This window comes from Bacillus australimaris (genome assembly GCF_001307105.1).
GTDB lineage: Bacteria > Bacillota > Bacilli > Bacillales > Bacillaceae > Bacillus > Bacillus australimaris.
This window is the reverse complement of the sequence record NZ_LGYN01000026.1, coordinates 32,234-57,038: the sequence shown is the minus strand read 5'-3', so window position 1 is coordinate 57,038 and position 24,805 is coordinate 32,234. Positions and strand designations below refer to the sequence as shown.

Below are 24,805 nucleotides of genomic sequence, written 5' to 3'. Positions count from 1 at the left end.
AATGTCTATTAAATGGCTGTTTCACGTATATATCAGCTATGTTCTAATACATAATAAATAGGATGAACAAAGGAGGTTTCTCATGACGTACTTACAAGAGAAGACACTAGACACACCTGGTCTTCATACTCATATTGTCAAAACAGAAAAATTTAAAACCGTGACAATCCTTTTTAAAATGCTTGCACCGCTTTCCAAAGATGACGTCACCATGCGTTCTCTATTCCCGCATGTGCTGTTAAGAGGAACAGAAAAAATGCCGAAAACAGGCACATTGCGTGCTTATTTTGATGAGCTTTATGGTGCAACTGTTTCAGCAGACATGGCAAAAAAAGGTGAGAATCACATTATTACCTTCCGCCTGGAAATGGCGAATGAAAAATATTTAAAGGATCAAACCCCTTTACTAGAAAAAGGGATTGCCTTACTATCTGACCTATTGTTCCACCCTTATGTTGAAGATGGGGTGTTTAGCCCTTTATATGTAGAGCAAGAAAAACGCACATTAAAACAGCGAATTCAGGCAGTGTATGATGACAAAATGCGTTATTCCAACTTAAGACTCGTGCAGGAAATGTGTAAGGGCGAACCATACGCACTGCACGTCAATGGTGAAATGGAAGACATCGAAACCATCACACCCCATTCGCTCTTCGAGGCTTATAAGCAGGCGCTTCAATCAAACCAGCTGGATCTTTATGTGGTGGGAGATGTTGACGAACAAGACATCAGCCGAATGGTTTCTCAATACTTCAATACAAGTGAAAGAGAACCTGTCAAACAACATGCTGAAGAAGCAAGGCAAAAGGCAGAACCAAAAGAAGTCATTGATGAAGAGGACGTAAAACAAGGTAAGCTGAATATTGGCTTTCGCACACATACAACGATTGCAGATGAAGATTATCCGGCGCTTCATTTGTTTAATGGCATATTCGGCGGATTCTCGCATTCTAAGCTATTCATCAATGTTCGGGAAAAAGCAAGTCTTGCGTATTATGCTGTGTCTAGACTTGAGAGCTTCAAAGGCTTGATGATGGTCATGTCTGGGATTGAAGTTGGCAACTACCAGCAGGCAGTAGACATCATTAAAGAACAATTTGAAGCGATGCAAAAAGGTGATTTCTCAGATGAAGCGATTGATCAAACAAAAGCTGTTGTCAAAAATCAGCTGCTTGAAACGATCGATACATCATATGGGACAGCAGAATATTTGTATCAGCATGCTGTTGTGCCAACAGGGGAAACCCTTGATTCCTTTTTAGAAGCATTAGACCGTGTGACAAAAGAGGACATCATCAAAGTGGGTCAGAAAATCGAATGGGATACGACCTACTTTCTTAAAGGAACGGAGGGTGCTTCATGACAGTGAAAACAATTCAATTCGATCAGCTACAAGAAACGGTCTATCACGAAAAAATGGAGAGCGGACTTGACGTCTACGTGCTGCCAAAGCAAGGTTTTAACAAAACCTATGCGACCTTTACAACAAAATATGGCTCTGTCGATAACGAATTTGTGCCGCTTGGCAAAGAAGACATGATTCGAGTGCCTGACGGAATTGCCCATTTCTTAGAGCATAAGCTGTTCGAAAAAGAAGATGGGGATGTGTTTCATACATTTAGTAAACAAGGAGCATCCGCAAACGCTTTTACAACGTTTACGAGAACGGCTTACTTATTCTCAAGCACCTCAAATGTCGAACAAAACCTTGAGACACTCATTGACTTTGTTCAAGAACCTTATTTTACTGAAAAAACAGTCGAAAAAGAAAAGGGTATCATCGGCCAAGAGATTAACATGTACGATGACAATCCAGACTGGCGTTTATTCTTTGGTCTGATTGAAAATCTATATCAAGAGCATCCCGTCAGAATTGATATTGCTGGAACAGTAGAGAGTATTGCTCCTATTACAAAAGATCATTTGTATGAATGCTATGAAACGTTCTATCACCCAAGCAATATGCTTCTATTTGTTGTCGGTCCTGTTGATCCGAAGCAAATTTTAGATCAAGTCAGAGCGAATCAGGCAAAAAAACCATTTACAGATCAGCCAGAGATCAAACGAAAAGACATCAATGAGCCTGAAGGTGTGTACCGGAAAGAATATGAGCTTCCGATGAACGTACAAGGCTCTAAATGTATGTTCGGTTTGAAAACAAAGAATCCGCATAAAAAGGGAAAGCAGCTGCTAAAACATGAGCTTGGCATGAATCTCATTTTAGAGACGCTGTTTGGCAAAAGCTCCTTACAATATGAACAAATGTACGAAAACGGCTTAATTGATGAAACTTTCAGCTATGATTATACGGAAGAAGGCGGCTTTGGCTTCACTTCAGTTGGCGGAGATACAAATGATCCGGACCAGCTGGCAAAAGTATTAAAAGAAACCCTTCTTCAAGCAAAAAGCTTAATAACAGAAGAAAAAATTGAGCTTGCACGCAAGAAAAAAATTGGCAGCTTTTTAAAAGCGATGAACTCTCCAGAATACATTGCAAACCAATTTACTCGATATGCATTTTTAGACATGAGCTTGTTTGATGTTGTAACCATGCTGGAACACATTCAAATAGCCGATATTCAACAAATTTTGGAAGAAGAAATTGATGAAGAACGGATGTCTGTTTTTAAAGTCGTTCCAAAAACAAAATAAATGTAAAAAGACAAACTCTGTTGACCCCGAGTTTGTCTTTTTTTATGTCTATTTGAAAAAAACATTTTATTCGCAAGGATATTGATTGACAATTGTTTTGGCCATTAGTTAAACTCTTTAATAGTTAAACACTTAAACTAAAAAGGAGCAGCGTATGGAACATAATAAAATTGCACAGCTCATTCAGAGGTATGCAGATGTCTATCTCATGATGGAGAAAAAAGTATCGAGTATGATCACCGAAAAGCTTGATAAAGAGCTGACACTTGATCAGTATTACTCGCTTCGATACATCAATTTACATCCTGGGTGTACATCAACGGACCTTGCGTATGTATGTAATGTGAATAAAAGTGCTGTAACATCCATGACCAATCGTCTTTTTACGAAAAACTATATTTTTCGTGAACATGATCAAGCAGACAGAAGAAATGTTCACCTATACGTTACGCCAGAGGGAAAAGATGTGGTCAGCCGAATGGAAAAGCAGCTTCAGGATCTTGTTCGATCTTATTTTGAAAAGCTGGAAGAAAAGGAAATGGAATCATTTATTCAAACATATGAAAAGATCTATCAAGTGATCATCGAAGAGGAGGCACAAAGTACTAATGAGAGCAATCATAAAGGGTAGGTGGCTGATCACGATTCTGTGGGTCGTATTAGCGGCAGTGTTACTCATCACTGCTCCTAATATGGCACAATTAACAAAAGAAAAAGGGCAAATTTCTGTACCAGACGGCTATCCGTCCTCATACGCTGATCAGCTTTTAAAGAAAATGTCTGAAAACGGCGATACAGAAAAATCAATCGTCATTGTCTTTCAAGAAAAGAATATTGTAAAAGAAAGAGAAACATCTTTAAAAAAGGCAATGGATATTTTAGAAAAGGATCAAGATCTTCACGTAGAGGACATCACTTCATATTTTGAAGCAAATAAAGATATCAAAAAACAAATGCTTTCCAAAGATGAGACGACGCTCCTAGTTCCAGTTACATATGACTCAAACAAAATCAAAGCGTCTGATTTTAAAGAAAGAGTCAATGAAAAGCTAAAGAGCTTGAACCTAAAGTATGAAATGACAGGTCAGCCGTTAATAGATGATGATGTCATCACAAGCTCTCAGGAAGGCCTGAAGAAAACAGAGTTCATTACAATTGGGTTTATTCTCGTCGTCCTTGTTCTTGTCTTTAGATCAGCTGTGGCGCCTTTCGTTCCGTTAGTTGCAGTGGCACTGTCTTACTTAGTGAGTCAATCGATCGTGGCTTATTTAGTCAAATATCTCGACTTTCCGCTCTCGACCTTTACTCAGATTTTTATGGTCGCAATCATGTTTGGAATTGGAACGGACTACTGTATATTGCTTCTCAGCCGATTTAAGGAAGAGATCGCACACGGTAAAGATAAAATAGAGGCGATTCTGATCACATATAAAACAGCAGGAAAGACCGTCTTATTCAGCGGTATTGCGGTTCTGATCGGTTTTACATGTATTGGTCTGGCACAATTCCAGCTTTATAAATCAGCTGTTGCAGTAGCGGTTGGGGTTGCTGTGCTTATCGTGGCACTTCTCACGATTGTCCCGTTCTTTATGGCCGTTTTAGGAAAAGTGTTATTTTGGCCGATTAAAGGCGATATTGCCCACCCGCAGTCAAAAATGTGGGAAACAGCAGGCCGTTTTTCATTTAAAAAACCGCTTTTCAGCTTATTAATCGTAGGAATCATTACGCTTCCGCCAATTCTCATGTATAAAGGAACCCTTTCTTATAACAGCTTAGACGAGATAGGTAATAAATATGAATCGGTCAATGCATTCAATACCATTTCTGACAAATTTGGACCAGGTGAAGCACTCCCAGCAACAGTTGTCGTGAAATCATCTGACCTTCTAGACAACAATGAAGGACTGATTGCCATTGAAAAACTCAGCCGTGCGATTGAACAAACAGATGGTGTAAGCAAAGTCAGAAGTGCTACCCGTCCTGTCGGTAAAGGACTAAGTGATCTGTACGTGAAATCACAAGCCAAAGAGCTGAACACTGGACTTGATAAAAGCAATGAGGGCTTGAAAAAAATACAAGATGCCCTGACGACAATGAGTCAATCCATTGAGGATCAAACGCCGCAAATCAAATCATCTGGAAAAGGAATTAATCAGCTGATTTCTGGTACAGAATCAGTGCAAACAGGCATTCAAAATGTTGAAAAATCTTTAAGAGATTTGCAAGACGGAATTGACCAAAATAAAAAAGGTGTAGCAGCCATTAAAGAGAAAATCAAAGGTGCGAAAAAGGAATTAACAGCTCAGCTCGCGCAAGTGAATCAGCAAGTTACGCTGTATAAAAGCATTTCGAAAGAATTAAAGGCAGCCTTAGCGCAAGTGGATACGTCATCCTCTGCCGCAGCGGATGTAAAAGCGTTGATCAAACAAGCAAATACACAATTTAGTACACTTGAGAAGCAAATTCCGCAGGTAAAAGAAAATCAATCGTATCAAGCGATCAAAGCTTCATACAGTGAACTTTCTGCGACCTTGCAAGAAGGGGCCAAACAGGCAGACAGCTATGCAAAACAAGCAAAAGAAGCCAGAAAACAGCTTGAAGCAGCTGATGCCTTTATCGCAAAAGCTTCAGAGCAGCAAAAAGTCTTGACGAATCAAATTGATCAGCTCATTGTTGGTTTGGACGCAGTTGAAAATGGACTGGATCAAACGTCTAAAGGCCAAGGACAAATAGCTGACAATATGCCAAAGCTTGCAAATGGAGCTGGCGAAGTGATTGATGGTCAAAAGCAAATGAAAGAAAAGATTGGTGGCTTTGGGGATGACCTGACCAAGCTGACAGATGGTCTGAACAAAAGTGTAGATGGACTGGAGAAAATTTCAAGCGGTTTAATGGGTGCTGGTGACTACCTAGATGAACTGAAAAATGCACCAGATCAAGATATGGCTGGCTGGTTTATTCCAAAAGACGTCCTGAAAAATAAAGCATTCAAGCAAGTATTTGATTCGTACATGTCAGATGATCGCAAGATGACAAAAATTGATGTCATTTTAGAAAAAAACCCATATGGCAATGAAGCCTTATCGACGATCAAACAAGTTGAAGCGTCTGTCGAACGGGCACTTCCTGAAACAAACCTAAAAGATGCGTCATTTGGCGTTTCAGGTGTATCAAGTATGAACGCAGATTTAAAACAGCTGTCAGATCAAGATTTCAATAAGACAGTACTGTACATGATGATCGGTATTTTCCTCATATTGGTGATCCTGTTCCGTTCGCTTGTCATGCCGCTCTACTTAGTAGGTTCACTCATTTTGACTTACTTTACAGCCATCGGTGTAACAGAATTTATTTTCACCCATTTCTTCGGATATCCGGGCATTAACTGGGCTGTTCCATTCTTTGGGTTTGTTATATTAATGGCGCTCGGAGTCGATTATTCGATTTTCTTAATGGAGCGGTTCAATGAATACAAAACGAAAGACATTCAGTATGCTATGACTGAATCAATGAAGAATATGGGATCTGTCATTATGTCGGCTGCTGTTATTTTAGCGGGAACATTTGCTGCAATGCTTCCTTCAGGTGTGCTGTCTCTCTTACAGATTGCAACCCTTGTCCTGACGGGACTTTTACTGTACGCACTCGTTGTGCTACCATTATTCGTACCGGTGATGGTAAAGCTATTCGGATCAGCAAACTGGTTCCCATTTAAACGAAAAGAATAGGTATCCCAAATAGAAAGTAGGAATGAATGTTATGAGTCGTTGGGCGCTGATTACGGGTGCCAGTGGCGGGATTGGGCAGGCCGCAGCCAAAAAGCTTGCCCATGAAGGCTGCCACGTAATGCTCCATTATTACCAAAATGAACAGGCAGCTGTGCGCCTTGCCGCTCATCTAGAAGAGGCATATCACATTCAGACGCACGTCGTTCAAGCAGATTTAGCTAAAACGGGCGGAGCAGATGAGCTTGTCAGCCGTTTGCCGCTTTGTCCAGATATTCTTGTTTTAAATAGCGGTAAGAGCCATGTCGGATTAGTGACAGATACAGAAAAAGCCGTATTAGCGAGTATGGTGCAGCTTCATGTGACAAGTCCATATGAGCTGACACAAGCCCTTTTACCTGCCATGATTCAAAAGAAAGCAGGGCATATCATTGTGGTCAGCTCGATATGGGGAGAAACGGGCGCATCGTGTGAGGTGCTGTACAGCATGGTCAAAGGCGCGCAAAATGCGTTTATAAAGGGACTAGCCAAAGAGCTTGCTCCAAGTGGAATTAGAGCAAACGCAGTCTCGCCAGGTGCGGTCAAGACAGATATGATGAAAAGTTTTACGCAAGAAGACATTGCGATGCTGGAAGAAGAAATTCCGCTTGGCCGGCTAGCATCCCCTGAGGAGATTGCAGATGTCATTTGGTTTCTCGCCTCAAAACAGTCAAGTTATATCACAGGTCAAATTTTATCTGTTAATGGCGGCTGGTACTGTTAAAAAACGTGTATAATTCGTCCCTCCATGACAAAAGCTATGGCTGTAATTCATCTTTTCAAATGGAGGAATCGACATGTCTGTACTTGAGAACTGGGACCATTGGAAAAACTTTTTAGGTGATCGCTTAAATCATGCGCAGGATAAAGGTTTAGAAGGTGAGACCATCAATAACCTTGCGTATGAAATTGGCGGATATCTAGCAAACGAAGTTGAAGCAAAGAACGAGCAAGAAAGAGTACTTGCTGACCTTTGGAGCGTTGCATCAGAAGATGAGCAGCGTGCCATAGCAAATATGATGGTCAAGCTGGTTGAAAATAATAGCTCGCACTAAACAAAAAGAGGGGTCGTTTGTGCCCCTCTTTTTATTTTAACCGTTTCACAACATTGTGCTTTCTAAAAAGGTGAAAATGCTTTATGATAAAGGAAGGTAAAAATTTGCCACAATGAAGGGGGTAATATCATTTGGCAAAGCTCGAATGGTATTTTGAATATGAGATACAAGTAAACCGTCCCGGACTTTTAGGAGACATTTCTTCTTTAATGGGGATGCTTTCAATTAATATTGTGACAATCAATGGTGTTGATGTATCAAGACGCGGAATGCTTTTGCGATGTGACCACACAGATCAAATTAAGCGCCTTGAATCAATTTTAAATACAATGGAAACGATAAAAGTAACGAAATTAAGACAGCCAAAACTGCGTGACCGCTTAGCTGTCCGCCACGGAAGATACATTCAGCGTGATGCGGATGACAAAAAGACGTTCCGTTTTGAAAGGGACGAGCTTGGACTGCTTGTTGATTTTATGGCTGAATTATTTAAAAAAGAAGGACATAAATTGATTGGGATTCGCGGTATGCCGCGTGTTGGAAAAACTGAATCAATTGTGGCTTCAAGTGTTTGTGCAAGCAAGAGATGGCTGTTTGTATCGTCTACACTTTTGAAACAGACGATCCGAAGTCAGCTGATCGCAGATGAATACAGCCCAGATAACGTCTTTATTATTGATGGGATTGTGTCGACTCGAAGAGGATCTGAGAAGCACTTGCAGCTTTTAAGAGAAATTATGAGACTGCCGGCAACAAAGGTGGTTGAGCATCCAGACATTTTTATTCAAAATTCAGAATATACAATGGATGATTTTGACTATATCATTGAATTGCGTAATAGTGCAGATGAAGAGATTACATATGAGCATGCTGAAGAACCACAAGTGTTTGATCATTCTGGTTTTTCTGGCTTCGATTTTTAATATGGTAATGGTAGGTGTTTGTTTTGACTGAATTGGGAAAACGGCTCGTTGAGGCCAGAGAGGAAAAAGGGATGTCGCTGGAGGATCTTCAGACGGTTACCAAGATCCAAAAGCGTTATTTGCTAGCAATCGAACAAGGAAACTATGATATTATTCCAGGTAAATTTTACGTCAGAGCGTTTATTAAACAATATGCCGAAGCCGTTGGACTGAATCCTGAACAATTGTTCGAAGAATTTCGTAAGGATGTTCCAAGCACGTATAACGATGAAGTATCTGATAAGTTATCTAATATTAAGCCGCAAAGAGAGCTGCCAAAGCCTGCCTCTAAAGTGCTTGAACTATTGCCGACAATCTTAATTATTGCAGGCATCCTTGTGGTCATCGCCATCATTTATGTGATCGTGCAGGCGGTCAATCATGATAGTGGACAGAAGAATAATCAGGCGGCTCCTCAGAAATCAGAATCTAAATATGAAGTATCTGAGGATTCATCCCTTGCAAAAGATCAAAAGAAAAAAGAAAAAGCTTCGCCTGCGGATAAAGAAAAATCATCTAAAAAGGATGATTCATCAAAAGACGATGGAACTGTATCTTTGAAGGCAACGAATACAGAAGGCTCAACGACAACGTATGAAGCATCAGGTGCAGATGAGATGGAGTTAACCATTTCTGCCTCGCAAGCTTCGTGGCTGCGTGTAAGAGACGAATCTGGAAATGTGCTGAAGATGGGTGAACTAAAAGATGGCGAATCGTTTAAAACAGACCTGTCTGATCTTTCTCAGGTCGATATCCGTCTAGGCAATGCGTCCGGAATTGAGATCAAGGTAAATGATGAGACGCTCAAGTACGAATTAGACCCTAAGAACACCATGACACAAAACATTGTGATTGTGAATAAAGGAAAGGAAAAGTCATCTTAAGCAGTAGATGACTTTTCTTTTGTTCCTACTATTATATATACATAAAAAATTGCATTATTGGAGGATTGGGATTTTATGTTTAACTTACCGAATAAAATAACTCTTTCTAGGATCGCCTTGATCCCTGTTTTTATGATCATTATGCTTGCACCGTTAGATTGGGGTGTTGCGCGCTTTGGAGATGTCAGCATCGACGTAACGCACCTCGTTGGAGCGATCTTGTTTATTGTCGCGTCAACAACTGACTGGATTGATGGATACTACGCGCGTAAGCTTAATTTGGTGACGAACTTTGGTAAATTTTTAGATCCGCTTGCAGATAAATTGCTTGTTTCAGCTGCTTTAATTATACTTGTTCAATACGACCTCACACCGGCATGGATGGCGATTGTGATCATTAGCCGTGAATTTGCTGTAACAGGTCTAAGGCTTGTATTAGCCGGAGGCGGTGAAGTAGTGGCCGCCAATATGCTTGGAAAAGTGAAAACATGGGCGCAAATCATTGCGATTTCAGCACTTTTACTGCATAACCTGCCGTTTGAACTAGTATCATTCCCGTTTGGTGATCTGGCGATGTGGGTAGCGGTGTTCTTCACTGTTGTCTCAGGCTGGGATTACTTTGCGAAAAACTGGGAAGCTTTAAAGAATTCTAACTAAAAAGGACGTGTACGCTTTGAAGTCAGAGAGAAAAGCAGAAATTATTGCAGTCGGTTCCGAACTATTGCTAGGGCAAATTACGAATACGAATGCACAATTCATCAGCAAACAACTAGCTGAAATTGGTGTAAATGTTTATTACCACACAGCAGTTGGTGACAATCCAGAGCGTTTAAAAAGGGCCATTCAAGTGGCGCAGGAAAGATCCAATTTTATTATTTTCTCAGGTGGTCTTGGACCAACCAAAGATGATTTAACAAAAGAAACTATTGCGAGCACGCTCGGGAAAGAGCTTGTGCTAAATGAAGAAGCATTTGAATCGATTCAAGACTACTTTCGAAAGACCGGCCGTGATATGTCACCGAACAACCGCAAACAGGCACTCGTTCTAGAAGGATCTGATGTGCTTGTGAACCGGTTCGGGATGGCTCCAGGTATGTTTGTTCAAGAAAACGATACGTTTTATATGCTGCTTCCTGGACCACCAAGTGAACTGCATCCGATGTTTGAAAACGAGGCAAAGCCGTTGATTTCTGAGAAACTTGGCTTAAAGGAAAAAATCGTGTCTGTTGTCTTGCGCTTCTTCGGAATCGGTGAGTCACAGCTTGAAACAGACCTAGAAGATTTAATTGATGCTCAAACCAATCCGACGATTGCGCCACTTGCATCTGACGGTGAAGTGACGCTAAGGCTTACTGCTAAGCATGAGGATGAAAAAGAAACGGAGCGTCTGTTAAAAGAAACAGAAGCGCAAATTTTAGAGCGGGTAGGTGAGTACTTCTATGGATATGGAGAAACATCACTTGTCCGCGAAGCGTCTAAGGCCTTGCACGAACACGGGAAAACAGTAGCAGCAGCAGAAAGCCTGACTGGCGGAATGTTCTCCGAATGGCTGACAGATCTTGAAGGGGCCTCTTCGATTTTGAACGGAAGTGTGGTCTGCTATACAAATCAAGTCAAGCAGCAGTTGCTCGGATGCCGCGAGGAAACACTGTCTTCCCATGGTGCCGTCAGCAAAGAGTGTGCTTTAGAGCTTGCCGAAGGGGTTAGAAAGCTGACTGGAAGTGATATTGGTATTAGTTTTACCGGCGTGGCAGGCCCTGCAAGTCAAGAGGGACAGCCGGTCGGAAAAGTGTTTATCGGACTATCTACAAAAGACCAGACAGATGTGTTTGAATGGATGTTTACAGGCAGCCGCTCAGGCATTCGAAAGCGTGCTGTGAAATATGGTCTGCATCACTTACTCAATTTATTAAAAGAGAGTTAATTTTGTTTTTTGTTAGGTTCACTCCTTTATAAAAGAGCGTTTTTTTCTAATAGAAACCACTCTTTTCTTAAACAATTTGCCGAGAAAAAAATCGAATATGTGTTCGTTTTTTTCTTGGCAAATGACTTGAAACAAGGTATAGTATAGATAGTGGAATTGATAAAGGAGGAAACAATAGAATGAGTGATCGTCAAGCAGCCTTAGATATGGCTCTTAAACAAATAGAAAAACAGTTTGGTAAAGGCTCTATTATGAAACTAGGAGAGCAAACAGATACACGTATTTCAACAGTACCGAGTGGTTCGTTAGCACTTGATACTGCGCTCGGAATAGGCGGATATCCCCGTGGCCGTATTATCGAAGTATATGGTCCAGAGAGTTCTGGTAAAACGACAGTAGCACTTCATGCCATTGCTGAGGTTCAGCAGCAGGGAGGACAAGCTGCATTTATTGATGCAGAGCATGCCCTCGATCCAGTTTACGCTCAGAAACTAGGTGTCAACATTGATGAACTGCTACTTTCTCAACCGGATACAGGAGAACAAGCTCTTGAAATTGCCGAAGCTCTTGTCCGCAGTGGTGCAGTTGACATTGTTGTTATTGACTCTGTAGCTGCTCTTGTACCAAAAGCAGAGATTGAAGGAGACATGGGTGATTCACACGTTGGTCTTCAAGCACGTTTGATGTCCCAAGCACTTCGTAAACTATCAGGTGCCATCAACAAATCGAAAACAATTGCCATCTTTATTAACCAAATCCGTGAAAAAGTTGGGGTCATGTTCGGTAACCCTGAAACAACGCCTGGTGGACGTGCGCTGAAGTTCTATTCGTCTGTTCGTTTAGAAGTGCGCCGTGCTGAACAGCTGAAACAGGGCAATGACATTATGGGGAATAAAACAAGAATTAAAGTAGTGAAAAACAAAGTAGCGCCGCCATTCCGTATTGCGGAAGTAGACATTATGTACGGTGAAGGGATCTCAAAAGAGGGAGAAATCATCGACCTTGGAAGCGAGCTAGATATCGTACAAAAGAGCGGTGCTTGGTATTCTTACCAAGAGGAACGTCTTGGACAAGGCCGCGAAAATGCGAAACAGTTCCTAAAAGAAAATAAAGATATCATGCTGATGATCCAGGAGCAAATTCGCGAACATTACGGCTTGGATAATAACGGAGTAGCGCAGCAGGAATCTGAAGAGGCGCTAGAACAATTAGAATTAGAATAAAAATAAAATCAGTATGAAATGATAAAAAAGGCTGGGTGAAAAAACTCAGCCTTTTTTATTTTGCAAAAAAATTTCGACAACTTTTCCAGTACTTCATCCGTCTAAAGTGTACAAAATCGAATTTATTTCGGGAGGAAAAAATAATGACAAGCCCGACCCGCAGAGGAACTACAAAACGCAGATGGAGAAAACCGAGTCAGAGGGGAAAACTTGTGCTTGTTTTTTTAGCAGCGATGATTTGCTTTACGATGTGGAATGCACTCCATCGAAATAGTGAAGAGAACAACCCGTTTCAAAAAACTGCAATAGCTTTAGAAAACAGCCAGAAAAAAGAAGTCAAAAGGAAAACCGCCAAAAAAGCAGAGGAACAAATCAAAACAGTGGACCGCAATCACAAAATCAGCAGTTATTTAAATGCGATCGGTTTCAGCGGAACAGCTATGATTGTTAGAAATGGAGAAATCGTAGTAAATAAAGGTTTTGGTTATGCAGACCGTAAACGAAAAATTCGAAATAATCCATTGACATCTTTTTATGTCGGTTCGTCACAAAAAGCGCTGATTGCAACCGCTATTTTACAGCTTGAGGAAAAGGGGAAACTCCGGACAAGTGATCCGGTAAGCACGTATTTACCTCATTTCCCTAACGGGCGAACGATTACTTTGAAAAATCTGCTTACACATACATCGGGAATAAACGGACATATTGAGGGAAACGGCGCAATTACTCCGGACGATTTAATAAAAGATATAGAACGTCAGGGAATTAATCGTCAGCCTGGCGTATGGGGCTACAAGGATTCCAACTATTCTGTTCTTGCTTATATTGTTGCTGAAGTAAGCGGTGATTCCTATGAACAATATATAAAGAATCATATTTTTAAACCGGCAGGAATGACGCATGCAGGCTTTTATAAAACATATGAAAAAGAACCTTATCCTGCTGTCGGGTATAAGCTGAAAGGTAGCAGAACGGTTACACCGTATATGCCCGATCTATCTCAGCTGTATGGTGCAGGAGATATTTATATGAGGGCTATAGATATGTACAAATTTGACCAAGCCCTGATAGACGGCAAGCTGTATTCGCAGAAGAGCTATAAAAAGATGTTTACGCCAGGAAGCAGCTCCACATACGGTATGGGATTTTATGTTGATCCAGGTAGCTATTCAAACCATGGTGTCGTGCCGGGCTTCAACATTTTGAACAGCTTTAGCAAATCTGGGCATACCATTGTTGTTTTGTTCTCAAATATACAAAATAACACTAAACTGGGCCAAGTGAACAATAAAGTATATCGGCTGCTGAATCAAGAATAATTCTGATCTGCTTTTGCAAACGCTAAGATAGCAAGCTTGACAAGTATTTCCGACACAATTACAATGGGAATGTATCACTTGTTTTTCTTAACATGATTGATAACTAATTTAAACTTGACAAGGGCAGTGAGGATCTCATTCCCTGTGAAGGCCCTGTATGTTGAGACACAAAACAATGTACATGCCGACACTTTATTTGTAAAACCAAGTTCATAGCAAGAGGAGGTGAAAATATGTCGCCTACGATGTTTACGATCATCTCCATTTTGCTGAGCCTAATCTGTTTAGTTGTTGGCTACTTTGTTCGTAAAACCATTGCAGAAGCAAAAATATCCGGCGCAAGAAACATGGCCGAACAAATTGTTGAGGATGCAAAGCGTGATGCGGAAGCATTGAAGAAAGAAGCGCTCTTGGAAGCGAAAGATGAAATTCATTCGTTTCGTGTAGAGGCGGAGCAAGAAGTTCGTGAAAGACGTAATGAGCTTCAAAGACAAGAAAACCGTTTACTTCAAAAAGAGGAAAATCTTGATCGCAAAGACGAATCTTTAGATAAACGGGAGTCCCTGTTGGAGAAGAGAGATCATTCTCTGAATGAACGACAACAACATATTGAAGAGATGGAAAGCAAAGTGGATGATATGATTCGTTTGCAGAAAGCCGAGTTAGAACGCATTTCAAGTTTAACTCGAGATGAAGCGAAACAAATCATTCTGGATCAAGTTGAAAATGAGCTTTCCCACGACATTGCAGTCATGACGAAAGAATCTGAAAACCGAGCGAAAGAAGAGGCCGACAAAAAGGCGAAAAACATTCTTTCACTTGCGTTACAGCGTTGCGCAGCTGATCATGTGGCTGAAACAACGGTATCTGTAGTCAATCTTCCAAATGATGAGATGAAAGGTCGTATTATCGGACGTGAAGGACGAAATATCCGTACGTTAGAAACGTTAACAGGTATTGACTTGATCATAGATGATACACCTGAAGCTGTCATACTATCGGGCTTTGATCCGATTAGACGTGAAACAGCGAGGATAGCTCTGGACAAGCTAGTCCAGGATGGCCGCATTCATCCTGCACGAATTGAAGAAATGGTGGAAAAATCACGCCGTGAAGTCGATGATTATATCCGCGAGATGGGTGAGCAAACGACATTTGAAGTCGGAGTTCACGGTCTGCATCCGGATCTTATCAAAATTCTCGGCCGCTTGAAATTCCGTACAAGTTATGGACAAAATGTCCTGAAGCATTCAATTGAGGTTGCACATCTTGCAGGTCTCATGGCTTCAGAGCTTGGAGAAGATGCAAAGCTTGCAAAACGAGCAGGTCTTCTGCATGACATTGGAAAAGCCATTGATCATGAAGTAGAAGGAAGCCACGTAGAAATTGGCGTTGAGCTTGCGACGAAATATAAAGAGCATCCTGTTGTCATCAACAGTATTGCCTCTCACCACGGTGACCAAGAACCGACATCTATTATCGCTGTTCTTGTTGCGGCAGCTGATGCATTATCTGCAGCACGCCCTGGTGCAAGAAGTGAGACGCTTGAAAATTACATTCGGAGACTTGAGAAATTAGAAGATATCTCTGAATCTTATGAAGGTGTTGAAAAATCGTTTGCGATACAGGCTGGACGTGAAGTACGTATTATGGTGAAGCCAGATTCAATTAATGATCTTGAAGCTCACCGTCTAGCAAGGGATATTCGTAAGCGAATTGAGGACGAGCTCGATTACCCTGGTCACATTAAAGTGACGGTCATTCGAGAAACTCGCGCAGTAGAGTATGCAAAATAGAGCGGTGCGCTTAGCGCCGCTTTATTTTTTTGTGTAAATGTGCAACACTGATAAGAAGATCAATTTATAAGAGAAAGGGTTCAAAAGCGCATGAAAATATTATTTGTTGGAGATATCGTCGGTTCACCTGGCAGAGAGACACTGAAAGAATACTTGCCAAAGCTAAAGAAAAAATATCAGCCGCACTTTACCATTGTCAACGGCGAAAATGCTGCTCACGGGAAAGGTCTGACTGAAAAAATCTATCATGAGCTACTGCAAGCAGGAGCTGATGTGCTCACAATGGGCAACCATACATGGGACAAAAGAGACATTTTCGATTTCATCGATGACGCGGCCAATATGGTTCGTCCTGCCAATTTCCCAGAAGGTACGCCAGGAAAAGGTCTCACGTTTATTAAAAAACAAGGAAAAGAGCTGGCTGTCATCAACCTGCAAGGACGTACGTTTTTACCGCCAATTGACTGCCCATTTCAAAAAGTAGATGAATTAATTGCGGAAGCATCCAAACGTACACCGTTTATTTTTATTGATTTTCATGGTGAAGCCACAAGTGAAAAGCAAGCGATGGGCTGGTATACAGACGGCCGTGCATCATGTGTCGTTGGAACGCATACACATGTTCAAACAGCCGATAACCGCGTATTGCCAAAAGGAACTGCGTATATTTCAGATGTTGGAATGACAGGTCCTTATGATGGCATTTTAGGGGTTGACCGAGAAACAATCATTAAACGATTCAAAACAAGTCTTCCAGTTCGTTTTGAAATTGCAGAAGGCCGCACGACTTTAAGTGCAGTCATAGTAGAAATTGACGAACAGTCGAAAAAAGCTGTCAAAATTGATCGAATTTTGATAAATGATGACCATATTTTCTTTGAATAAATGTTCACATATTTATTTCAGAAAAATATTAATCAGAAAGAAGGAATATGCGCCCTCTATCGTGAATATAGTAAAAATGGTAGGTAGCCTGCTATTTTTGAAAAACATTTTGGGGATGGGATTTCAAAAAAATAGCATCATCTAACAAAGATTGTTCTAATGAACACTCACTTATCCATTGTAAATTTAAGGGGGAGCAGAAATGGAAATTTTAAAAGTTTCAGCAAAGTCAAATCCGAATTCAGTAGCAGGAGCATTAGCCGGCGTTTTACGTGAACGCGGTGCAGCAGAAATACAAGCAATTGGCGCTGGGGCTCTGAATCAGGCGGTCAAGGCGGTTGCCATTGCAAGGGGATTTGTTGCACCAAGCGGAGTGGATTTGATATGCATTCCAGCCTTTACTGACATTCTTATCGATGGAGAAGAAAGAACAGCCATCAAATTAATTGTTGAGCCACGATAATTCTAATTTTATTATTTTCAACCTGCTTACATCATGTAAGCGGGTTGTTTTTGTTTACCGCTATACATTTCTTGTATAACTTATTCAGTTCCTGAAATAGATAAAAATTACATAATAAAGCTTGCATTTTTTCACCGTGATGATAAATTAAGGTTAAGTTAAAATTACTTCATCAAAAATAAATATTTAAGTAGGTGAAATAATGATTGAAGCTTTTTTGAAAAGAGGAAAGCTTGTTTTTATTTTATTTTTTATCGTTCTCATTGCTGGAGGCTATTTATTTACACAGCTTCCAAAAAGGGAACTGCCAGAATTCCAGGCGAATATCGTCACGATTTCTACCATTTTTCCTGGTGCGGATGCAGCACAGGTGGAAAGAGATGTCACCAATAAGTTAGAATCGGCCTTATCTGATATCAATGGTGTAGAGAAAACGAGCTCTGTTTCTGCCATCGGATTTTCAAGTATTGTACTTGAAATTGATGATCAAGCTGATTTTCAAAAGGTGGCAAGTCAAATTAAGAATGAAACCACAAGTGCTGCATCTTCATTTCCCGACGGAGTGATGGAGCCGGATGTAAAAGATGAGTTCGGCAACATGCCGGTTGGTTCTTACATGATTGTGTCGAGTCAATCATCTGATTTAGCAAAAAGTCAGGAATCGCTGCGTGCGTTGAAGGAAAAAGTAGAAGACATCAAAGGGGTAGACAGTGTCGTTATTAAAGGATTCAATGACAAACAAGCGGTATTAAACTTAGATTCAAGTAAGCTGGAAGATGAAGGGTTAAGCGTGACGGATGTCACAAATGCCATCAAAGAGGAATTTGATACTGCTCCACTAGGTGATATTCGGACAGGCAAAGAGAAGGTCAAGCTGTCCATCGATACATATGATCGCTTAGATCAAATCAAAAAGATTGAGATTTTCTCAAAAACGAACCGAGAGCCAGTCACAATTAGTCAGCTTGGCAGCTTAAAAGAAGTAGAAAAAGAGAAAAGTGATATTGTGTCGTATAACGGAAAGCCTGCCTATTCATTTACTGTGAATATAAAACCAGGGCTTGATATTCCTAAAATGTATGACAAAGTCAGTGATGTCATTGAGAAAGAAAAGCAGCTGCCAAAAGGGGTGGAGTGGATAGACTACTATTCACAAAAAAGTGAAGTGGATGCCATTTTTAATGATTTATTAAAAGAAGCCATAGTTGCGGTCATCGCTGTCATTATCGTCACCACACTTGGTCTCACCATTGGCGGGGCGTTTATCGTTTCACTCGCCATTCCATTATCAATCACAATTGGAACCATTCCGCTGCCATTTTTACAAGTGGACCTCAATCAAATTTCAATCATCGGCTTTATCATTGCTTTAGGGATACTTGTGGATGATGCCATTGTCGTGAACGATAACATTCTAAGACAGATGAAAAAATACGAAAATCCGCTTAAAGGAACGATTGCAGGGGTGAAAGAGGTCGCAGGGTCCATTTTGACATCAACACTTGCCGTTGTGTTTGCCTTCTTGCCACTTGTTTTTCTATCAGGTGCAAACGGTTCATTTATTCGGGCGTTACCGTCTGTTCTAGTCACGACTGTGCTGGCGTCTATGGTGATTTCACTGACACTTGTGCCAGTTTATCAATACACTGTGAACAGAAAAAGAAAGAACAGGCAGATTCAAAAAGAGCCGGGATTCCTAGGCAAACCATTAAAAAAACTGGCTGATGTCTATGCAGACCGTGTGCTGACAAACATTGTAAAGCGGCCGCTTCTGATTGGACTCAGTGGTTTACTCATTGCAACACTTGCCTTTTTACTTATTTTTGTCACACCATTTGAATTTTTCCCTGCGGCGAATAAGAAAGAAGTGGTTGTCACTGTCACACTTCCTAGTGAAACAACATTAGACAAAACAAATGAAACACTAGAGAAAATAGAGCAAGAGATAAAACAGCAAAAAGGAATTGAAGAAACAGCGATTTTTGCAGGCGGCGGTGTCCCGAACCTGTTTAATGAAAGTATTTCAAATGCAAGTGACCATACGGGTCAAATTGTCGTGAGAGTAGACAATGATCAGATGACAAGTAAGGCGTTGATAGATCGTATGACCGAGCCTTTACGTGAGGAATACAAAGAGGCTGATATCTTTATGAAAACCATTGTTCAAGGTCCGCCAACTGGAGCGCCAGTGACAGTAAAGGTTGCGGGTGACTCTTTTTCAAAACTCATTGATGTCAAAAAAACGCTGACAAATGAAATGAAAGACAAAGGGGCGAGCTTGATCACAGATGATGTCAATGAGCCGGTAAAAACGATCTCCTTTGAATTAAACCGTGATCGAATGGCGGAGGATGGGCTCAGTGCTCAGTTTGTCAGTAGACAGCTTGGTCTTGTAACAGAAGGAATGCCATTAGGAACCTTTAAACAAGGCACAAATGATATCGATTTAGTAGTGAAACAAGATATGGGCACACATCAAAATGGATTGAAGCCAAAAGAAATCAAGGTACCTGTGAATACTGAGGGTGGTATGCCTTCACTAGTACCGCTTAGCCGGTACGTGAAAGAAAAAGAGACAGAGCAGTACGAGAGTATTCCGCATGAAAATGGAGTTCCGACCATTACGCTGAAGGCGTACCCGGGCGTGTCAGATTCGTTTAAAGACGATATGAAAGAAGTCGTTCATCAAGTGGGGAAAAGCGCGGCAGCGAAGGATCTGACCATTTCACAAGGTGGAGAAAATGAAAATCAGACCCAGTTCTTTATTGAAATTAGTCTCTTATTTGCGGTTGTCTTGCTGCTCATTTATGTGACGATCGCTTTCCAGTTCAATTCATTGATGCTTCCGCTGTTAGTTCTAGGAACAGTATACTTAGCTGTATCAGGCGCCATTATCGGACTGTTTGTCACTCAAACACCATTCAGTTTTATGGCAACAATGGGAATCGTCTCATTGGCAGGCATCGTCGTCCGAAATGCGGTCGTCCTATTCGAATTTATTGAACAGCGGCGCAAGCAAGGGTTTGATCAACAGACAGCTGTGATTGAAGCGGGAAGAGCAAGAATTAGACCGATTTTGCTCACGGCATTTACAGCTCTGGTTGCCTTAATGCCTGTTGCATTAAGTCAAGATCCACTTTTTAAACCGCTGGCAATTTGCATAGTATCAGGTGTCTTTTTCTCAACGATTCTCACTTTACTCATTGTGCCAGCGTTATATGTTGCCGTTTCAAAGAAACGATGACAATGAAAGCGAATCTCCTTTCAACCGGAGATTTGCTTTTTTTTAGAAAAAGATTCAAAAAAATATGTGGGGTGTTCATTTGTTTTTTTAGAGTGGACAGTGGTGTTTACGCTTAAAATAAGACGTGTTAAAATCTGATTGGGAGAAGTTTTTTAACAAAGGGGTTGTACGTCATGTGTGGAACGATGAAAGCGATTGTTAAAAAAGAAAGCGCTTACGGAGCGGTACTGATGGAGATGCCGATTCCAGAAATCAAAGATGATGAAGTATTGATAAAAGTGAAAGCCACTTCGATATGCGGAACAGACGTGCATATTTATAATTGGGATGAATGGGCAAAGGGCAGAGTCAAAGCGCCCTATATTTTCGGACATGAATTTACAGGTGAAGTTGTCAAGACGGGGAAGCAAGTCTCACGAGCAAAAATAGGGGATTTTGTATCGGCTGAGACGCATGTTGTATGTAATCAGTGCTCTATGTGTTTAACTGGGCAGCAGCATCTGTGCAGTGAAACGAAAATTTTAGGGGTAGACATTGATGGCTGTTTTGCTGAATATGTCAAAGTACCTGAACAAAATGTGTGGCACAATTCAGCTCAAATGCCAGTAGAGCTTGCGTCTATACAAGAGCCGCTTGGCAATGCAGTCCATACAGTTTTGCACACACCTATTTCAGGTAAATCAGTGGCGATTTTTGGCTGTGGACCCATCGGTTTAATGGCCATCGCTGTTGCAAAAGCCTCTGGGGCTGTCCAAGTGTTCGCTGTTGATAAAAATGAATACAGGCTGGATCTTGCCCGGAAAATGGGTGCAGACCATATCGTGGATATCGGAAAAGATAATCCAGTGGCGATCATTAAGCAGCTCACGCGCATGGAAGGGGCAGACGTGATGTGTGAGATGTCAGGTCATCCAGCAGCCATTAATCAAGCACTTGAAGCTTGTGCAAATGGAGGGAAAGTCAATATACTAAGCTTGCCAGAACGACCAGTGACAATTGACATTACGAATCAAATTGTGTTTAGGGGATTAACCGTGCAAGGGATCACGGGGAGAAAAATGTTTGAGACGTGGCGTCAAGTATCTGAGCTATTAAGAACGAATACCATTGATGTAAAACCAGTTGTCACCCATACGCTGCCTTTTGAAGAGTTCGAAAAGGGATTTGAACTCATGCGGAACGGTACATGCGGCAAAGTCGTATTGATGATGCCATCATATCAAAGGGGGAAGAAATGATGAAGGAATTCACGTATTTACAAGATGAATTGGAAATAATGAAGGAGCAAGGCACCCACCAAACATTGAAAGAGATCGACTCAAAACAATCATCCACTGTTACTTTAAATGAACAATCTGTCATACAACTCTCCTCAAATAACTACCTAGGACTCAGCTCACATCCAAGGCTGATGAAAGCGGCAAAAGAGGCAATTGATGAATTCGGTGCAGGGACAGGATCCGTACGAACCATCGCCGGCACAATGACAATGCATGAACGTCTTGAAAAAAAGCTCGCTGCATTTAAAAAGACAGAGGCAGCCCTTGTGTTCCAATCAGGCTTTACGACGAACCAGGGGGTGCTATCAAGTATCCTGACAAAAGATGATATTGTCATTTCGGATGAACTGAATCATGCCTCAATTATCGATGGGATCCGATTAACAAAAGCAGATAAAAAGGTGTACGGTCATTCCAATATGGAAGAGCTTGAGAAGATTTTAAAAAAATCTATGAATTACCGCGTCCGTCTCATCGTAACAGACGGTGTGTTCTCGATGGATGGTGATATCGCTCCACTTCCTGAGATTGTCAGGCTTGCAGAAACATATGATGCATTTGTGATGGTAGACGATGCGCATGCCTCGGGCGTGCTTGGTGAGAATGGCCGCGGGACAGTCAACCATTTTAAACTCGACGGCAGAGTGCACATTCAGGTTGGGACACTTAGTAAGGCTGTTGGCGTGCTTGGAGGCTATGTGGCTGGTTCAGCGGTTTTAATTGATTATTTAAAACATAAAGCAAGACCGTTTTTATTCAGCACCTCACATCCGCCAGCTGTGACTAGAGCGTGTGAAGAGGCGATTGAAGTGCTGTTAGATGAACCGGAGCGAATCGATACACTTTGGGAGAACGCTGCTTATTTTAAAGAAAAGGTCATCCGCCTTGGATTCCAGGTCGCCCCAACAGAGACACCGATTATCCCAATCATGATTGGAGACGAAGCACTGACTTTCCGTTTTTCAAAGGCTTTAATAGAACGAGGCGTATTTGCTCAAGGCATCGCCTTCCCGACTGTGGCAAAAGGAAAAGCAAGAATTAGAGCCATCATCACAGCCGAGCATACAAAAGAAGAACTAGACCGAGCACTGACGATAATCGAAGAAGAAGCAAAAAAATTGAACATACTTGATTGAGAGAGCAGAGACTCTCTTTTTCTTTTTGTGAAAAATGATCGTGACGGTCCGGCTGAATAGGCAATTTTCATAGAAAAACCGCAGATGAATTTATTTTCAATTCATTACAAAATAGTCTATACTGTAGGGTGGAACTTGGTTTGAAAGGAGTACAAATTCATGAATGAAGAGCAGAGAAAAGCGAGCGGACAAGTGAGTTCATCGGACAAAAAATCCGAGAAGGACTACAGCAAATATTTTGAAGCTGTGTACATTCCGCCTTCCTTAAAAGATGCAAAAAAACGGGGTAAAGAAGAAGTCGAATACAATCAATTTCAAATTGACGAACAGTTTCAAGGGTTAGGGAACGGCCGCAAGTTTTATATTCGCACATATGGCTGTCAAATGAATGAGCATGACACAGAAGTGATGGCTGGTATTTTTATGGCGCTTGGCTATGAACCAACGAACTCAACGGAAGATGCGAATGTCATCTTATTAAACACTTGTGCTATTCGTGAGAATGCAGAAAACAAAGTGTTCGGAGAGCTTGGTCATTTAAAAGCATTAAAACGTGAAAAACCAGATTTAATCTTAGGTGTCTGCGGATGTATGTCACAAGAGGAATCTGTCGTTAACCGTATTTTGAAGAAGCATCCATTTGTTGACTTGATTTTCGGCACGCACAACATTCACCGCCTGCCAGAGCTGTTATCTGAATGCTATCTTTCAAAAGAAATGGTGATTGAGGTTTGGTCGAAGGAAGGCGATGTGATTGAGAACCTTCCGAGAGCTCGTCAAGGGAAAATCAAGGGCTGGGTAAATATTATGTACGGCTGTGATAAATTCTGTACATACTGTATCGTGCCTTACACGCGCGGCAAGGAAAGAAGCCGCCGCCCAGATGAAATTATTCAAGAAGTTAGACGTTTAGCTGCTGAAGGATATAAGGAAATTACCCTTCTTGGTCAAAACGTGAATGCATATGGAAAAGATTTTGAGGATATGGAATATGGTCTTGGCCACCTGATGGATGAGCTGCGAAAAATTGATATTCCGCGAATCCGTTTTACAACCAGTCACCCGCGTGACTTTGATGATTACTTAATTGAAGTGCTTGCTAAGGGCGGAAACCTACTTGATCATATTCATTTGCCAGTTCAATCCGGAAGTTCTTCTGTGCTGAAACTCATGGCGAGAAAATATGACCGCGAGCGCTACCTTGATCTTGTACGTAAAATCAAAGAAGCCATGCCGAATGCTTCATTAACTACGGACATTATTGTTGGTTTCCCAAATGAAACAGATGAGCAGTTTGAAGAAACACTTTCCCTCTATCGCGAGGTTGAGTTTGATGCCGCTTATACATTCATTTATTCTCCAAGAGAAGGAACACCGGCAGCGAAAATGAAAGACAACGTGCCAATGCGTGTGAAAAAGGAACGTCTGCAGCGCCTGAATGCACTCGTCAATGAAATTTCTGCGAAAAAAATGAAGGAATATGAAGGGCAGACTGTCGAAGTATTAGTAGAGGGTGAGAGTAAAAACAACCCTGAGATCCTAGCCGGATATACAAGTAAAAGCAAGCTTGTGAATTTTAAAGCACCAAAAGAAGCGATTGGCAACATCGTCAAAGTGAAAATCACACAAGCGAAAACTTGGTCTCTTGACGGAGAAATGGTTGGAGAAGCTATCGAGGTGAATTAAAATGACGCTTTATTCAAAGAAAGACATTGTCGAGCGTGCAAGAGAGCTCGCTAAAATGATTTCTGAAACAGAAGAAGTGGATTTCTTCAAAAAAGCAGAAGCGCAAATCAATGAAAATACAAAAATTGCGACGATCATTAATCAAATTAAGGCACTTCAAAAACAAGCCGTGAATTTAAAGCATTACGGCAAACAGGAAGCCTTAAAGCAAGTCGAAGAAAAAATCGACGCCCTGCAGGAGGAACTGGACGAAATCCCAGTGATTCAAGAATTTAAAGAATCACAAATGGAAGTCAACTCCCTTCTTCAGCTTGTCGCACATACGATTTCTAATCAAGTAACGGATGAAATTATTCTTTCAACCGGCGGCGACCTTTTATTAGGAGAAACCGGTTCAAAAGTGAAAAACTCATCACCAAGTTGCTCCATTAAATGAGAAAACCCCGCAGATGCGGGGTTTTTTATTATATAGAATATATGTTATTTGTATTTTGCTACTATTGATGTGTTATCAACTAAGAATGAATTGATT

General features: G+C 41.2%; 20 protein-coding genes. All 20 read left to right on the top strand.

Annotated elements, in window-relative coordinates:
* The first annotated feature begins 82 nt into the window (after positions 1-82).
* The 20 genes from yfmF (at position 83) to ricA (ending at position 24,709) form a co-directional block, all read left to right on the top strand.
* Entirely contained in the window at positions 83-1,363 is a 1,281-nt protein-coding gene (yfmF, locus tag AKG37_RS11980) for an EF-P 5-aminopentanol modification-associated protein YfmF (RefSeq protein WP_060699032.1), read from the top strand.
* The gene (gene yfmH, locus AKG37_RS11975) at positions 1,360-2,652 is read left to right on the top strand and encodes an EF-P 5-aminopentanol modification-associated protein YfmH (RefSeq protein ID WP_060699031.1); all 1,293 of its coding nucleotides are present in this window, start codon (positions 1,360-1,362) and stop codon (positions 2,650-2,652) included. The genes yfmF and yfmH overlap by 4 nt, the downstream gene beginning before the upstream one ends.
* A 154-nt stretch (positions 2,653-2,806) precedes the next feature.
* Positions 2,807-3,283 carry a MarR family winged helix-turn-helix transcriptional regulator gene (locus AKG37_RS11970; RefSeq protein WP_060699030.1) on the top strand — a complete coding sequence of 159 codons (477 nt, stop codon included), beginning with the start codon at positions 2,807-2,809 and terminating at the stop codon, positions 3,281-3,283.
* Positions 3,261-6,380, top strand: coding sequence for an MMPL family transporter (locus AKG37_RS11965; RefSeq protein ID WP_060699029.1), 3,120 nt, complete (start codon positions 3,261-3,263; stop codon positions 6,378-6,380). Before AKG37_RS11970 ends, AKG37_RS11965 begins: the two co-directional genes overlap by 23 nt.
* Before the next feature lie 31 nt (positions 6,381-6,411).
* Positions 6,412-7,140: an elongation factor P 5-aminopentanone reductase gene (gene ymfI / locus AKG37_RS11960; protein ID WP_060699028.1), complete on the top strand. Its 729-nt coding sequence runs from the start codon at positions 6,412-6,414 to the stop codon at positions 7,138-7,140.
* Positions 7,141-7,213: 73 nt separating this feature from the next.
* Positions 7,214-7,471, top strand: coding sequence for a DUF3243 domain-containing protein (locus AKG37_RS11955; protein ID WP_041109118.1), 258 nt, complete (start codon positions 7,214-7,216; stop codon positions 7,469-7,471).
* Between the two features lie 131 nt (positions 7,472-7,602).
* The gene (locus tag AKG37_RS11950; RefSeq protein ID WP_003211480.1) at positions 7,603-8,394 is read left to right on the top strand and encodes a DUF3388 domain-containing protein; all 792 of its coding nucleotides are present in this window, start codon (positions 7,603-7,605) and stop codon (positions 8,392-8,394) included.
* 23 nt (positions 8,395-8,417) lie between these two features.
* Positions 8,418-9,317: a helix-turn-helix domain-containing protein gene (locus AKG37_RS11945; protein ID WP_060699027.1), complete on the top strand. Its 900-nt coding sequence runs from the start codon at positions 8,418-8,420 to the stop codon at positions 9,315-9,317.
* 75 nt (positions 9,318-9,392) lie between these two features.
* The gene (gene pgsA, locus AKG37_RS11940) at positions 9,393-9,974 is read left to right on the top strand and encodes a CDP-diacylglycerol--glycerol-3-phosphate 3-phosphatidyltransferase (RefSeq protein WP_060699026.1); all 582 of its coding nucleotides are present in this window, start codon (positions 9,393-9,395) and stop codon (positions 9,972-9,974) included.
* A 16-nt stretch (positions 9,975-9,990) separates the two neighbouring features.
* Positions 9,991-11,241, top strand: coding sequence for a competence/damage-inducible protein A (locus tag AKG37_RS11935; RefSeq protein ID WP_060699025.1), 1,251 nt, complete (start codon positions 9,991-9,993; stop codon positions 11,239-11,241).
* Between the two features lie 179 nt (positions 11,242-11,420).
* Positions 11,421-12,464, top strand: a complete 1,044-nt coding sequence (recA, locus tag AKG37_RS11930; RefSeq protein ID WP_060699024.1) for a recombinase RecA — start codon at positions 11,421-11,423, stop codon at positions 12,462-12,464.
* A gap of 143 nt (positions 12,465-12,607) precedes the next feature.
* Positions 12,608-13,783 (top strand): serine hydrolase domain-containing protein, encoded by a 1,176-nt coding sequence (locus tag AKG37_RS11925; protein WP_060699023.1) that lies wholly within the window; start codon positions 12,608-12,610, stop codon positions 13,781-13,783.
* A gap of 233 nt (positions 13,784-14,016) precedes the next feature.
* On the top strand, positions 14,017-15,579 hold the full coding sequence (rny, locus tag AKG37_RS11920) for a ribonuclease Y (protein ID WP_003211958.1): 1,563 nt from the start codon (positions 14,017-14,019) through the stop codon (positions 15,577-15,579).
* Positions 15,580-15,669: 90 nt separating this feature from the next.
* Positions 15,670-16,464: a TIGR00282 family metallophosphoesterase gene (locus tag AKG37_RS11915; RefSeq protein ID WP_060699022.1), complete on the top strand. Its 795-nt coding sequence runs from the start codon at positions 15,670-15,672 to the stop codon at positions 16,462-16,464.
* Positions 16,465-16,666: 202 nt separating this feature from the next.
* The gene (gene spoVS / locus AKG37_RS11910) at positions 16,667-16,927 is read left to right on the top strand and encodes a stage V sporulation protein SpoVS (RefSeq protein ID WP_003211281.1); all 261 of its coding nucleotides are present in this window, start codon (positions 16,667-16,669) and stop codon (positions 16,925-16,927) included.
* Between the two features lie 202 nt (positions 16,928-17,129).
* Complete coding sequence (locus tag AKG37_RS11905; protein WP_060699021.1) at positions 17,130-20,171, top strand: efflux RND transporter permease subunit; 3,042 nt, start codon at positions 17,130-17,132, stop codon at positions 20,169-20,171.
* Between the two features lie 173 nt (positions 20,172-20,344).
* Positions 20,345-21,409, top strand: coding sequence for an L-threonine 3-dehydrogenase (gene tdh, locus AKG37_RS11900; RefSeq protein ID WP_060699020.1), 1,065 nt, complete (start codon positions 20,345-20,347; stop codon positions 21,407-21,409).
* Positions 21,406-22,587: a glycine C-acetyltransferase gene (locus AKG37_RS11895; protein ID WP_149865088.1), complete on the top strand. Its 1,182-nt coding sequence runs from the start codon at positions 21,406-21,408 to the stop codon at positions 22,585-22,587. Before tdh ends, AKG37_RS11895 begins: the two co-directional genes overlap by 4 nt.
* Positions 22,588-22,746: 159 nt before the next feature.
* Complete coding sequence (miaB, locus tag AKG37_RS11890) at positions 22,747-24,273, top strand: tRNA (N6-isopentenyl adenosine(37)-C2)-methylthiotransferase MiaB (RefSeq protein WP_060699018.1); 1,527 nt, start codon at positions 22,747-22,749, stop codon at positions 24,271-24,273.
* A gap of 1 nt (position 24,274) precedes the next feature.
* Complete coding sequence (gene ricA, locus AKG37_RS11885) at positions 24,275-24,709, top strand: regulatory iron-sulfur-containing complex subunit RicA (protein WP_060699017.1); 435 nt, start codon at positions 24,275-24,277, stop codon at positions 24,707-24,709.
* The last annotated feature ends 96 nt before the right edge of the window (positions 24,710-24,805 follow it).